This window comes from Rhodoluna lacicola (assembly GCF_000699505.1).
GTDB lineage: Bacteria > Actinomycetota > Actinomycetes > Actinomycetales > Microbacteriaceae > Rhodoluna > Rhodoluna lacicola.
Map to the genome: position 1 here is coordinate 1,039,896 of NZ_CP007490.1, position 13,108 is coordinate 1,053,003.

13 protein-coding genes, 1 tRNA gene and 1 pseudogene are annotated in these 13,108 nt (G+C 50.5%); 7 read left to right on the plus strand and 8 right to left on the minus strand.

What is annotated here, in order from left to right:
- Positions 1 to 6 precede the first annotated feature (6 nt).
- The 3 genes from RHOLA_RS05115 to RHOLA_RS05125 all read right to left on the minus strand — a co-directional run bounded on the left by RHOLA_RS05115 (position 7) and on the right by RHOLA_RS05125 (position 2,188).
- Complete coding sequence (locus RHOLA_RS05115) at positions 7 to 750, minus strand: histone H1-like repetitive region-containing protein (protein ID WP_084321425.1); 744 nt, start codon at positions 748 to 750, stop codon at positions 7 to 9.
- Between the two features lie 93 nt (positions 751 to 843).
- Positions 844 to 1,506 (minus strand): hypothetical protein, encoded by a 663-nt coding sequence (locus RHOLA_RS05120; RefSeq protein ID WP_038502865.1) that lies wholly within the window; start codon positions 1,504 to 1,506, stop codon positions 844 to 846.
- A 67-nt stretch (positions 1,507 to 1,573) separates the two neighbouring features.
- Positions 1,574 to 2,188, minus strand: coding sequence for a GNAT family N-acetyltransferase (locus tag RHOLA_RS05125; RefSeq protein WP_038502867.1), 615 nt, complete (start codon positions 2,186 to 2,188; stop codon positions 1,574 to 1,576).
- A gap of 18 nt (positions 2,189 to 2,206) precedes the next feature.
- On the opposite strand from RHOLA_RS05125, the gene RHOLA_RS05130 reads away from it, so the two are divergent.
- Complete coding sequence (locus RHOLA_RS05130; protein ID WP_038504057.1) at positions 2,207 to 2,785, plus strand: 5-formyltetrahydrofolate cyclo-ligase; 579 nt, start codon at positions 2,207 to 2,209, stop codon at positions 2,783 to 2,785.
- Positions 2,786 to 2,789: 4 nt separating this feature from the next.
- Positions 2,790 to 2,987, plus strand: a complete 198-nt coding sequence (locus RHOLA_RS07245) for an FmdB family zinc ribbon protein (protein WP_084321427.1) — start codon at positions 2,790 to 2,792, stop codon at positions 2,985 to 2,987.
- 12 nt (positions 2,988 to 2,999) lie between these two features.
- On the opposite strand, the gene RHOLA_RS05140 is transcribed toward RHOLA_RS07245, so the two are convergent.
- Positions 3,000 to 6,644, minus strand: coding sequence for a hypothetical protein (locus RHOLA_RS05140; RefSeq protein ID WP_038502870.1), 3,645 nt, complete (start codon positions 6,642 to 6,644; stop codon positions 3,000 to 3,002).
- Between the two features lie 86 nt (positions 6,645 to 6,730).
- Between RHOLA_RS05140 and RHOLA_RS05145 the strand changes: the two genes are divergently transcribed.
- Positions 6,731 to 6,802 (plus strand) — tRNA-Arg (locus RHOLA_RS05145).
- Position 6,803: 1 nt separating this feature from the next.
- Here the strand turns inward: RHOLA_RS05145 and RHOLA_RS05150 are convergent.
- Together RHOLA_RS05150 and RHOLA_RS07115 are read right to left on the minus strand one after the other, a co-directional pair.
- The gene (locus tag RHOLA_RS05150; protein ID WP_038502871.1) at positions 6,804 to 7,307 is read right to left on the minus strand and encodes an HNH endonuclease; all 504 of its coding nucleotides are present in this window, start codon (positions 7,305 to 7,307) and stop codon (positions 6,804 to 6,806) included.
- 340 nt (positions 7,308 to 7,647) lie between these two features.
- Positions 7,648 to 8,553, minus strand: coding sequence for a C40 family peptidase (locus tag RHOLA_RS07115; protein ID WP_051636305.1), 906 nt, complete (start codon positions 8,551 to 8,553; stop codon positions 7,648 to 7,650).
- 173 nt (positions 8,554 to 8,726) lie between these two features.
- On the opposite strand from RHOLA_RS07115, the gene serC reads away from it, so the two are divergent.
- Entirely contained in the window at positions 8,727 to 9,845 is a 1,119-nt protein-coding gene (serC, locus tag RHOLA_RS05160) for a phosphoserine transaminase (RefSeq protein WP_038502874.1), read from the plus strand.
- A 76-nt stretch (positions 9,846 to 9,921) separates the two neighbouring features.
- On the plus strand, positions 9,922 to 10,083 hold the full coding sequence (locus tag RHOLA_RS07510; RefSeq protein ID WP_227818820.1) for a hypothetical protein: 162 nt from the start codon (positions 9,922 to 9,924) through the stop codon (positions 10,081 to 10,083).
- Between the two features lie 162 nt (positions 10,084 to 10,245).
- On the opposite strand, the pseudogene RHOLA_RS07515 reads toward RHOLA_RS07510, so the two are convergent.
- Both RHOLA_RS07515 and RHOLA_RS05170 read right to left on the minus strand, forming a co-directional pair.
- A pseudogene (locus RHOLA_RS07515) lies at positions 10,246 to 10,575 on the minus strand (DUF3027 domain-containing protein); the annotation flags it as partial.
- Complete coding sequence (locus tag RHOLA_RS05170) at positions 10,568 to 10,951, minus strand: cold-shock protein (protein WP_038502876.1); 384 nt, start codon at positions 10,949 to 10,951, stop codon at positions 10,568 to 10,570. The gene RHOLA_RS05170 and the pseudogene RHOLA_RS07515, both read right to left, overlap by 8 nt.
- 74 nt (positions 10,952 to 11,025) lie before the next feature.
- Here RHOLA_RS05170 and RHOLA_RS05175 point away from each other — a divergent pair, with 74 nt between their 5' ends.
- Both RHOLA_RS05175 and RHOLA_RS05180 read left to right on the plus strand, forming a co-directional pair.
- Positions 11,026 to 11,310 carry a hypothetical protein gene (locus RHOLA_RS05175; RefSeq protein WP_038502878.1) on the plus strand — a complete coding sequence of 95 codons (285 nt, stop codon included), beginning with the start codon at positions 11,026 to 11,028 and terminating at the stop codon, positions 11,308 to 11,310.
- 59 nt (positions 11,311 to 11,369) lie between these two features.
- A complete protein-coding gene (locus RHOLA_RS05180) occupies positions 11,370 to 13,082 on the plus strand; it encodes a helicase-associated domain-containing protein (protein WP_158384507.1) in 1,713 nt (570 codons plus the stop codon).
- The last annotated feature ends 26 nt before the right edge of the window (positions 13,083 to 13,108 follow it).

Consider the following 13,108-nt stretch of genomic DNA (forward strand, 5'->3'; position numbering starts at 1 on the left):
GAAAAATTACTTCTTCTTTGCTACCTTGCGAGCTGCTGGCTTGCGCGCAGGAGCCTTCTTGGCAACAGCCTTCTTTGCAGGAGCCTTCTTGGCAACAGCCTTCTTAGGAGCTGCCTTCTTTGCAACAGTCTTCTTAGCAACAGCCTTCTTTGCAGGAGCCTTCTTTGCAACAGTCTTCTTAGCAACAGCCTTCTTTGCAGGAGCCTTCTTTGCAGGAGCCTTCTTTGCTACAGCCTTCTTAGGAGCTGCCTTCTTTGCAACAGCCTTCTTAGCAACAGCCTTCTTAGCAACAGCCTTCTTTGCAGGAGCCTTCTTTGCTACAGCCTTCTTAGGAGCTGCCTTCTTTGCAACAGTCTTCTTAGCAACAGCCTTCTTTGCAGGAGCCTTCTTTGCTACAGCCTTCTTAGGAGCTGCCTTCTTTGCAACGGTCTTCTTCGCAACGGTCTTCTTCGCAACTGCCTTCTTTGCAGCTGGCTTCTTAGCAGCAGTTGCCTTCTTTGCGGTTGAGGCAGCCTTCTTTACTGCAGTACCTGCAGTCTTGGTTGCCTTTGAAGCTGACTTGCTTGCAGTCTTTACTGCCTTAGTAGCTTTCTTTTCAACTTTTTTCACGGTTTGATCCACTTTCTTTTCTAGGTCGGCTGCGACATTTGCTACCTCGTCAACGACTTCGGCGGCAAGCTTGCCAGCATCCTTTGCGATGCTCTCTGCGTTTTTCTCAAAGAGCTTCTTTGCGTTATTGAAAATCCCCATACTTTTTTCTCCTGAAATTCATGATGCGGAATCGTTTAAAACTTTAGTGCTATCAGTATTGAATTTGGGGATGATAGTTCGACTTTTCTCTTGCTATCCATTGGCGCGTCGTCTCCGCAAAATCTCATCGAGAGCTGTTGAATCTAGAGTCGGTTGCGATTTCTTAATCACACGCTCCTCAATTTCAACTACCTCGGCGAGAGTCGGCATCTCCAACTCACCAATTCTTTGTCGCGGTGCCGGCAGGCGGTTAGCCTCCCAAGCCCGCGTATCTACTGGGTTTCCAGCGATAAAACCTTGTTGATCTTCGTATCGGAGTGAATTCGAAACGGATGCGAAAACATTCGCCCGGCTCTTGGAAGCCAGAGCTAATACTTCTAGCGACTTGCGTTTTGCTGATCGCACAATTGCCAATGAGGCGACAAAAATAGCCGAAAAAGTTAAGGTAACAATCCAATAAAAAATTTGCGACACAGCCAAGAAAATTGACGCAATTGATGTCGCAAATGAAAAAAACGCGATAGCCGAGAATATTCTCTGGGTCATCGCCAAACGATAATTACGTTCAGCCAGATTTGAAATTGCACTTTTTTGAACGCTCGACCTAGACAGTTTTACTTCACGGCGAACCTGCCGTTTGGAAGTCTTGTCGGCCTGGCGCTCATGGCTGCGCTTGAACCATGATGGGATGAAAACCCACAGCCAGAGTCCGGCAATGATGAGAAACATCAAGCCGCCGGAACCGTTGAAATTCATAGTTCAACGCTAGGAGTTTTTCGTGGTGTGTCGGACTATTTAAATCGGTGTGTTTGATCTCGATTTTTTAGGGTATTTTCCACGGATATGGTTGAGTCGGAACCCGATTTTGCTTCCATCGATTCAAAATTCCATCGGGAACCTCTTCTATCGTGACTGCAAATATATAGTGATCGCACCACTCGCCATTGATGTGAATGAAGCGTTCCTTGGTGCCTTCAAATCGGAGTCCAAGCTTTTCTACAATCCTTAGCGAGGCTTTGTTCTCTGGTCTGATATCAATTTCAACTCGATGAAGGCCCACGACAGATAGTAGATAGTCAATCGCTAAGGCAACTGCCGTTGGAGTAATTTGCCTGCCAGCAAATTCCGGAGCTATCCAGTAACCCAAGATTGCACTGCCGACTGAACCAAACAACATATTGGAAACATTCAATTGCCCAACAATACTTCCCTGATACTCAATCACAAATGGCAAACCCTGATGGTCTCGCATCTGGCGAAGCAAGCCGCGCACCTGAGCTCTGATCTGGAAGGAGTTTGGCCCGTTTGGATTTGTAGCCTCCCAGGGGCGCAGCCATTCTCGATTCCCAAGAATTAAGCGCTCCAGTTTTTTAGCGTCTTTCATTCTCACAACGCGAATACTCACATCGCCATGGTTGAGTACAAATGATTGGTTCACGATGGCAAGATTAGTGCCATGGATGAATTAGGAGTTGCAGGTCAAAAGCAGCTGTTGCGTGCCGCACTGAAAGCAAAACGTTTGGCTCGCGAATACAACCCCGAAGAAGCCAGCAACCTAAATATTCACCTCGCCGAGTTATGCCTAGCAAATGGCGTCTCTAGAATTGCCTGCTACTTGGCTTTCGGCACTGAGCCTGACACTGAGCTCTTCATCGATTGGGCTCTAGATAACCACATCGAAGTTCTACTGCCCGTTTCAAGCAGAGACGGAACACTGGATTGGGTTGCATTTGACGGAACAACTCAAGAAGGAATTTTTGGTTTTCCAGAGGCTTCCGGAGTCACCGTGGAGCCAAACAATCTCGACTTGGTTGTGGTGCCAGCTCTAGCCGTAGATCAATTTGGTATGCGATTGGGTAAAGGTAAGGGGTTCTATGACCGCGCCCTGCCAAAGTTCAATCCACTGCCACCCGTGGTAGCGGTAATTTTTGACGAAGAGCTTCTTGACTCGATTCCGAGCGAATCACACGATCACCCGATTGATGCCGCCATCACTCCGTCGGGTATAAAACACTTCACCCAGCGGTTAAAATAGAGCAGTGCCTACCTATTCATACGCTTGCAAAAAATGCCAGCACTCCTTTGACATTCAGCAGACGCTGAGCGATGCTTCGCTTACCGTGTGCCCTGAGTGCGGAGGCGAATTACGTAAGGTCTTTGGTCAAGTTGGAATCACCTTTAAGGGCAGCGGTTTCTATAAGACTGACTCCGCCAGTGGCTCAAAAAAGAGCGACTAATAATTCAGTCGATTAACCCCAGTGCGGCGGCTTGTCTTGCTCAAGCCGCATGTCGTTTGAATCGCCCCGGTCACCCCAAGCAATATCGGTGTCTTCAAAAGCCTGATCATCTGAATCAAACAGCGGTAACGGTTGTTTGGTGACCTGCAGTCCCAATTGCTCGGCAATTCGAATCGCAACGGACTGTGGGTCAGAAAATAGCTCGAAGCTGTAAACGCGAATGTATTTCCAGCCCATCGCAGTCAGCAGACCCGGGCGAATGCGGAACTTCTCTGTTCGACTTTGCCCAGGAATCGACCAGTCAGGCTCAATTACCGCAGAGGTCTTGGCGTACGAAACTACCAGCGGTAAGTCTCTAGAGAAGGTGTCGTCGACCCGGGCACCAAGTTTTTTAAGTCTGATGCTGAGATCGCCAAGCATTGGGTCAAGCACTTTAGCGGCTGGCACAGGCTGAGCTGCGGTGGCGTTAAGCAGGTCCTTCAAGATAAGTGCACCGTTTGCCAGTCGATCACTTGGCATGTCCTCTGCGGCAAAACAAGAAACAACTGTGATTTCTTCTCGCGCACTAACCAAAAGATTTGCTAGGTAACGGCGGCCGTCTGGCTCGCTCAATTGACCAAAGTTTGAAAGCACGGCACCGTGAGAGGTGCGGCCAAAGCCAAGCGAGAAAATCACCCGATCAACCAATCTATGGGTTAGCTCCGCAATCGGTGTCACCTCGAATTTTTCACGACCGTGAAGATCAAAGAATGCCGACAAGCTTGATCGACTCTTTAGCCCCTCAATAACCGCTGCGCGAATTCGGTCGGCATGGACCTTTGAAGCGCTAGCTACCAGCAGCGACTGCTGCGGGTGCCAGAGTGCGTGGTTGAAAATAAGTTCAACCGTGTGTTGCAATTCTGCGTCCAGGCTTTCGGTGGCACCCTCGATGGTGGTTTTGGCACGGTTACCCTCGGTGACCAGTTCCAAAGTGAAGTTGCGCTGCCCTTGGTATTCGGCCGCAGTCGGCAAAAATTGGATTCGGTTTTGATAGAACTCGCGATTAATCAGCTCGCCCAAAGCCTGGCTGGTACTGCGATAACTCTTTCTAAGCACCTCGGCCCCAAATGCCCTGCGCACCTGACTAAATATCGACTCGACGGCAACCTCACGACCGATTTGGGTTGGCCTGCTTTCAATTTCAAATCCCGTTGGCGCAGCAATAGCGTCATCGCCAAATGCAATTACTTGCTTTGCCCTACTAAGCGCCGGCAAGTTTTCGGCGACCGTGGTACCGGCCGCATCAAGAACCAAAACTGCATCAAATTGCTGAGACTTGGTTAATTCGGCGGCAACTTGAAACGGCGAAACCAGAACTGCCGGAGCCAAGGCAGGCCAAAGCGATGGTGCTATTTGGGCTACCTGAGCAAATGATGCCTGGCGAGTTCGCAGCAGTTGCTTTAGGGCTGTGGCCTCATTTGGCGCACTAGCCAATGCGGAGTTCCATCGAATAGAGAGTTCATGAGCAACCGTTTTAGCACCGATAGCGATTTGAGCCAGATAGGCCGCGCGAAACCTGAGCTCGTTGGATTCAATCTGGTGAGCTGAGTAACCCAAAACGGAACCGTCGCGAGCAACCACGCTCTCCAGAGCAGATTGCCACCAAGCCTGATCAAGTTCCAGAGCTATGTGTTCGCGCGTGGTGTGAAGTTTTCCTAGGTCTCGGGCTAGCCCGGCGAGACCAGCCTCACGAATGCGTGACATCACCAAGGCGCGGTCACCCAGATTAGCCAAAGCATCGGTGTCATTTGCCAGCGAGCGCAATTTAAGCTGCAACGAGGGCAACGAGAGTTTTATCAGAGCCGGTTCTTCAGAATCGGGATCCAGATGTTGCTGAATTTTCTCTAGGTCTTCGACGAATTCTTGATATGAAATAAGTGCGTCGTTGATTCCGGTTGGCACCTGTGGCGCACTTGGAATAGAGCAGTAAAGTTGCCACTGCTCTCTTTGCTGCTGGATATCTTTCAAAGCGGTGTGCATGTCTGCAACGTGCATTCCGGCACGAAGGTATTCCTTAGCTAACTTCTTAAGTCTGCGACGATTTCCGCCGGACATTTGATTTCGCTCTGCTCCCTTGCGAGGCGCTGTGGCAGCAATCAACTCGGTGAGTGGGCGGTCAAATACGTCAGCAACAAAGCGATCCAGAGTGTCTCTGATTCCCACGAATAACCGCAGATAGGTTCCCCAGTCCTCGACAGTGGCTGCAGATTTGAAGTTCACCTTTGCAGTGAATTCACTCAATTGACTGGATAACTTGGGAAAAGTTTCCTCGTGAAGTTTCTTAGCGGTCCCAAGGATTTGCTCCACCTGCGTTGGTGATTCAAAAACTGCTTGGTACCAGGCCGAATCCTGAGGGCCGTACTTAAATTCACCTAAGTCGTGAGCCTGGTGCAAAAGCTCAAGTGCGTTGGTTCGATCCAAGTGACTCAAAAGTTTTTCACTAGGAATTCGCGCGCTGGTCAGGGCTGGTCTAGCTAATGCGCTCAAGGCTGAAAGCTCTCGCAAGACCCTAGCGACTGAAACGCCCAGTTCGGGGTCGGTGGCATTAAGGGCGTCAAAATATTTGTCAATTTCGGCTTCAGCGGCAATCCGCTCATTGCGAATGGCTTCTACGTTGTCTGGTTGTGCTTTTTCATTTCTTGAGATTCCGGCAACTAGGTCAACCCAGGTGGAATCTGCGCGCACGGCAATTCCCGGAAGTCCAATCTCCGAGAATCGATCGGCAATTTCATTCAGGGTTTGACGGCGCGGGGCAACCACAAGCACTCGCTTTGAATCGTGCACTAGGCCCGCAATTACGTTCACGACTGTCTGGGTGTAACCACAGCCGGGCAGCGTCTCGACGGCAAAACTTTGCCCAGCCAGTGCACGACTCACAATTCGCATTTGAGTAGCATCGGCATCGACCACCAGGTTGAGCTCTGGAACATCAATGTCGGCCAGACCTTCAGATGGCTCACCCATCAGGGCCTCAAGAAGCGGGTTGCCGCGCTTGTCGATATCAGCCAGTAACTCAGATATGACGGTGGTGAAATTTGAAATCACCAAAATCCGCTTCAGGTCAAGATTCGCGGTATCGCCGGCCAGGTTGGCCAAGAAGTTTAGAACTGTAACTGGAATTAGGTCCGAGCTTTCGTTTTGGCGAGCCAGCAGGTCGGCCTCGTTCAGCTTGATGCCGTAGCAGGTGTCCAACGCCTCAACCAAAGCGGGATTCACTATAGGTTCCCCATCCAATGCAATTTCATAATCATCGGCTTTTCGGACCATTGAAACCGGCCAGAGCAAAATTGGAATGTTTAGGTCAAAGCCATCAGCCTCAAAGTTGGCTAGCCCGCCAATCAGATGAAGGGTTTCAATTCCAAAGTTATTGCTGATTCGATCAGACTTTGCCTTGATTCGACGCGCGGCTGATAAAGCACGCGAAAAGGCCAGTGGGTCGCGCACCAGGTTGGAAAGTAGGGTTTGTCCGCCAGTGACAAATTGTGAAAAACCACCCGGGTGGCTGCGCTCTAGGTCTATTTGACCAAATGAATTGGCTGCAAAGTGGATCAGCGGATTCGTGACACCGATGGCGCAGATTTCTTCTTGCCATTTTGCCCAGTCCTCGATTGCCACCATAAAAAGTAGCCTAACTTTTGTAATTCAGAAGGGCAGTTAGGCAGGGCGGTAGCAGCTAAAACTGTCAGACTATATTTAGTACTTCAGCCCTCGTAGCTCAGTGGATAGAGCAGTGGTTTCCTAAACCATGTGCGGAAGTTCGATTCTTCTCGGGGGCACTTAAGCCGCTCTTGCCAAACCTAAGTAAGGGTCCCACTCGGGTTCAAAGCGTTCGGCCCCGCGCACCATCCAAATTGTTCCAGCCGGCATCCGCGGTGAAAAATTAAGAGTCCAACCAATTTCGCTAAGGGTTTTGTCACCCTTTTTGTTGTTGCACTTCAGGCAACAGGCAACCAGGTTCTCCCACGTATCTTGACCGCCCCGTGATTTTGGCTGCACGTGGTCAATTGTGTTGGCCGCGCGGTTGCAATAAGCACACCGATGTCCGTCTCGGCGAAGAATGCCTCTTCGAGAAACTGGAATAACTCGGCTGCCTGGTATGCGCACGTAGCGAGATAGCAAAATCACCGATGGAAGTTGGTACTCACCATTGGCGCTGTGAACTTTGATTTCATCGGATCCAGCAAGCACGGTTGCCTTTTGATTCAGCACCAAAATCAAGGCTCGCTTAAATGAGACCACTGCAAGTGGTTCGTAACCTGCGTTCAGAACAAGAGTGCGCATTTTTTCCTTTCGAAGACGCCCACACGGATTGCGGGCTTTCGTGCTGGGACTATCACTCCAAAGTCTTAAGAACACCTAGTTCTCAAGCACTGTTCTGGGCAATAAAAAAGCGCCGTCATGAATGACGGCGCGTTATTGTTGCGATTGTTGAGGTTGTTGATCTTGTTGACAGGAAAAACGCACTTGATACGCATGCTTGGTTGGCACGCAAATCAAGGTCATCTCGATCTCCTAAACAATCAGTGGTTAGTACCTGTTGTCAGATTACGCCTCAGCGCACCGGAATGCCAGAATTTATCGGTGTGTTTTTGATGAAGATTTGGTAACCAAAAAGCAGGGCTTAGTTGGTGCCCAATCGCATGAAATAGACTTTGCTCGAGAAAATTGGTGCCAACTTGACTCGGTCGCCAGGTTGCGGAGAATGGTATAAATTACCGTTTCCAGCATAGATTCCGTTGTGGCTACTGTCGTTCCACATAACTAAGTCGCCGGGCATGGCATCTTCAGGCTTGATGATGATTCCCATGCGCTTCTGGGCGTAAACACTGTGTGGCAGCGCAATGCCAAATTGAGAGAACACGAAAGCCACATACCCTGAACAGTCAAAACCAGCTGGTGTTGCTCCGCCGAATACATAAGGTGTGCCCACGTACTTAGCTGCCACCTTCATCACAGTTGCCCCATCGAGCGAGCTGTAAGGCGGATTCAAAATGTAATCGGCTGCAGTAGGGCCTGAGTAGGTGCGGTAATTGTTCAGCGTTTCTTGACGAGCAATTTCTTCAGCATCGGCTGAATCGTATTGTCCACGCGAGAACTTAACGGTGTTTACCGCGGCAACAGTTAGGTTTTGAGTGTCCTCGGCTGAGGCAATTGCCTGAGCATCAGTTGTCGTGAAGCGCGACATTGCTGCCACATCTGGGTTATAGGCGTAGGCGGGAAGTGCAAAAGTGGCAAACAGGCCGGATGCAATTGACATGGTCACTGCATTCCTGAATGGGCGGCGCGCATAGAAAGGAACTTTTCGAGCTGCGCGGACTAGATAAGCTGACCCATTCGAAACTTCTGCAGACTGACCAGCAAAAAACTTAGCATCTGCCTTGGCCAACTTCTTGGCGCGACGACGCTGAGCGCGAGAAAGTCTTGCCTTCTCGGCTTCACGAATTGATCGGCGGCTGCGCAGTTCGAATGATTCGAAAACGTTGATTTCAACGTCTGCGCGGTACCTGCCTTTAGCTTTTTCTGCCAAAACTAGAACCTCCGGTTTTCGGTTAGCAACGACCCAAGTTTACCCCAGGCTTTCAATTCATGGACCATTTATAACGCCCGGATAACGAAAAACTGGCATTTGACCCCAAAACCACCCTGTTAACTGGGCTAGAGGCCAGTATTTGCCTAGGAAGCGCCAAGTAGACTGTGAATATGCCTGAAATCAAGATCCCCACCGAATTCCTGCCTGTCGACGGTCGCTTTGGCTGTGGCCCCTCAAAGGTCCGCCCAGCCCAATTAGCCGCCTTTGCCGCCGAGGGAGCCAAACTTATGGGCACCTCGCACCGCCAGGCACCGGTGAAAAACCTAGTAAAGCGGGTCCAAGAAGGGCTGATGGAACTTTTCCACAACCCAGCCGGCTACGAAATCGTGCTGGGCAACGGCGGATCCACGGCTTTTTGGGATGCCGCCGCTTTCTCAATGGTCGAGAAAAAGGCCCAGAACCTCGTTCACGGCGAGTTTGGCGCCAAATTTGCCAATTCGTTGACCAATCCTTGGCTTGAAAAGCCCACTGTAATAAGTGGTGAGCCTGGCTCTCGTCTTGAGCTCAAAGCTGAGGCCGGAGTTGATTCATACGCCTACGCACAAAATGAAACTTCAACCGGAGTTGTCACCCCGGTCAAGCGCGTTGCCGGAGCCGATGCCGGTGCTCTGATGTTCACCGATGCAACCTCAGCGGCAGGTGGAATTGACTTTGACGCCAAGGAAACCGATGTTTACTACTTCGCTCCGCAAAAAAACTTTGCATCTGACGGTGGCCTTTGGTTCGCACTGATGTCCCCCGCTGCGATTGAGCGCACGGAGCGTATTGCTGCCACCAATCGCTACATTCCAGAATTCCTAAGTGTAAAAACCGCGATTGATAACTCACGACTAAACCAGACCCTGAACACTCCGGCGATTGCCACGCTATTTTTCTTGGCGGAGCAAATTGATTGGATGATTGCTAACGGCGGTTTGGCTTGGGCTGACCAGCAGACTAAAGCTGCTTCAGACTATTTGTACTCATGGGCTGACGCCGCAAGCTTTGCAACTCCTTTTGTGAGCAACCCAGAGCACCGCTCGCAGGTTGTTGTGACTATTGATTTTGACGAAGCTATTCAGGCCACCGAAATCTCTAAAGTACTTCGCGCAAACGGAATCGTTGATGTTGACTCTTATCGAAAGCTTGGACGAAACCAGCTTCGCGTTGCCACTTTTACCGCGACCGATTTAGAAGATGTAAAGAAACTGACCAAAGCAATCGACTTTGTAGTTGGCGAGCTAGCGTAGGCTGAGGCCAATGAGGTTCTACGTAAAAGATTCCGAGCGAAAGCCAGATCCGGCACCGGTCAAAGCCAGTGCTCGCATGGCAATTATCGTGGGATTAATCCTGTGGGTTCTTGCCCTTGCCGCGTGCCTTCTTAATTTTGAAGCCCTTGCGGCGGCGCAAAAATCTTGGTGGCTTGCGACCTGTGTTTTCGGAATCATTCTCGGCGTCTTCGCCTTCTTCAAGGTCCGAAACCGCTGATTCCGATTCAGCAGGTTGCTCTGCTGATTGGATTTCTACCGATTCGGATTCCGAATCATTGGATTCAGATTCATCATCTTCGGCGTCAAGATCATCAGCGTCATCATCTTCAACATCTAGATCCGCGTCGTCATCAGATTCCTCAGCTTCTTCGGCCTCAAGCGCAGCCTGCTTTTCAAGTTCTAACTGCAACGCTTTGTAATCTGCCAGTCGCTCAGACCAGGGAACCCAATCGGGTGCCACCAAAGAATCAGGGCCAGGCATCAGCACTATTTCAGAAACGGTGGCCGGCTCATTTGAGTTGGCTTGAAAAATAGTTACAGACCAGCGCCAACCCACGTAGCCCTTTTGGTTGTTTTCAAAAAGGTAGCTGGCAACATTTTCACCCTCATCGATAACTTCGATGAAGTTACCGACCTTGCTCTTTGAGGTGGCCTCAATTAGAGCGATGCGGGCGAAGTCTTTTTGCTCGAGTGCCGGTGACTTAGGCATCTAGCTCGTCGGCCAATTTACGCAGAAGCGAAGCAATCTTTTTGCCGTTGGATGACTCTGGGTACTTGCCGTGCTTTAGTCCACCGCCTAGGTGGTCGAGCAAACGAATTAGATCTTCAACGATGATTGCCATTTCGTCGGCGGGCTTGCGGCCTCGCGCTGCCAGGCTCACTGGGGCGTCTAGAACACGAAGCGACATTGCCTGAGCGCCACGCTTGCCATCGACAACGCTGAACTCAACGCGGCTTCCTGGCTTGATTGAAGTTGTGCCAGCAGGCAGGGCGCTGATGTGTAGGAATACCTCGGCACCTTCGTCAGATGCGATAAAACCAAAACCCTTGTCTTCGTCGAAGAACTTGACTTTGCCGGTTGGCATGGAGACCTCTTTCGTATATCCAAGTTCTTATTTTACCCGTGAGATGAGCGGATTAGCCAAGGTATCCTATAAGGATGGCTAAACAGACGAAAAAACCGGTAAATAAATCCGCATCACGCCTTGAAAGCATCTTTGCCTACATGGCCGCTGGTCTTATTGGCACCTCAATCATTGCCATGCTTGCGGCGCTGATTATCGCGGCCACCGGCTGGGCAACCCCCGGTCTTGGCCAGCAACTGCTCCCTCCGATTCTGGTCTTCTATCCGCAATTTGGTCTGGTAGCTGGAGCCGCTTCAATCATCGGTTTGCTAATTACTAACATTCGCCGTCGCAACCGCGAGAACCGCGCCACCAACTAAACGAACGGTACTGGGGCATCATGAGCGAGTTGCTGAAAGTAGCCTCAGCCCTGCGACGCATGAGCGACGAATCGCTCGCAAACCTAATTACCGAACGCATGGTGAATTCATCGGGGTTGGTGGATTTTTTTGATCTCGCCGAAGCGTTGACCAAGCCCACTTCAATTTCTGCCGCTATCGCTGGGCTGCCTTTGAGCCAAGCGATTGAATTGCGCTCACTTGCGGCCGGCAATAAACCAAACAACAAGGTTGCGGCCGAACTGGCCAGGCAAATGCTGGTCTCGGGCGAACCAGAGTACAAGCCATTCGAATCCACAGTTGAGGCGCTGGCCGCATTTGCAAAACTAGAAATTATTTGCGCCGTTGCCGATGGTAAAGACCCAGCGCCGGCCCAAGAGCAAATCGATCGAGACTGCGGAATTGAAATTTTCGAAAGCCTGCAGGCAATTACCGAGCTCATCTTTGATCTTGAACATCGATTCGTGCGTGAAGTTGGTAAAAAGAACGTTGGGCTACCTGACATTAAGCGATTTGCAACTCACCTCAGAAAACCAAATGACTACGCTAAGCAGATTTACGAGCTAGCCCACCTGCTAAACCTAATTATGTTGGCCAATGGCCGTTGGCAACTTAGCAGTAAATCTCAAGACTGGCTGGCTTGGAATCAGAGTGAGCGTTTTATGCACTTGGCTAGAACTTGGCGAGAAATACTTGGCGATGGTTCTGCGAGAGAACTGCAGTCAGCCCTTGACAATAGCGGCGAGGTCATTTCACTCGAGGAAAAACTAAGTAGCACCTATCCGTTTGCTGACGGTTCAGTGAGCTCCAAGATCACCAAGCTCGCAAGCATTGCTGGCCTGATTGGCCTGGCTGCAAATGGCTGGATGAGTAGCTGGGCCATCAAAGTTTTGAAGTGCGATTACCAAGGTGCAAGCAAACTGGCCGCAGGCAGCTTGCCTCAACCCCAAGACAAAATAATTTGCCAAGCGGACCTGACCTTAATTGCGCCTGGTCCGTTGCAGACCGAAGTTGAAATTATGCTTCGTAGATTTGCTGATACCGAGCAAATCGGAATGGCTTCGACCTATCGACTTTCGGCACTGAGCATCAGCCACGGGCTTGAAACCGGACTAACCATTGCAGAAATTCGCGAGCTGCTACAAAGGCTCTCGGGAAATGCCATCCCCCAGCCAATCGAGTACTTACTTAACGAGGGCGAGCTCCGCTTTGGGCGGCTGAAGATTATCGGTGGTGAATCAAACGAACGGACCCTGCTGCAATCAAGCGATCCGGTACTGCTGGCCGAAATTTTGAATGACTCCAAACTAAAGCCATTTGCGCTCAGCCAACTTGAAGACGGCCAACTGGCTTCCCGGTTTGAACCCGAGGTGCTCTATTTTGGTCTGCGTGAAGTTGGCTTTGTAGCGATTCGAGTTGATGAATCCGGAAAAGTGATTTCACCTTTGTCGGCTACAAGGCAAGCACTAGCCACTGAGAAAACAAATTCGATTGCGGCGGATATTCTTCGATTGCGCGAGCAAGATGCCAAGCTTGGTGATGCGCCAGATGATGATGACCTGCAGCGTCAAATTCAGTTGGCTATCAAGAACAAGGCGCGAGCAAAATTTACCGTGACCTCAAGCAACGGCGAAATCGAATTTCTGCTTGAGCCAATCGGAATCGCGAACGGTCGTCTTCGCGCCAAAGATCGCAAGGCAGACATCGAGAGAACCCTGCCAATCACCAGCATCATCCGAGTGGTTCTTGACTGACCGGCTGACCGTTGGGCACCGCAGTC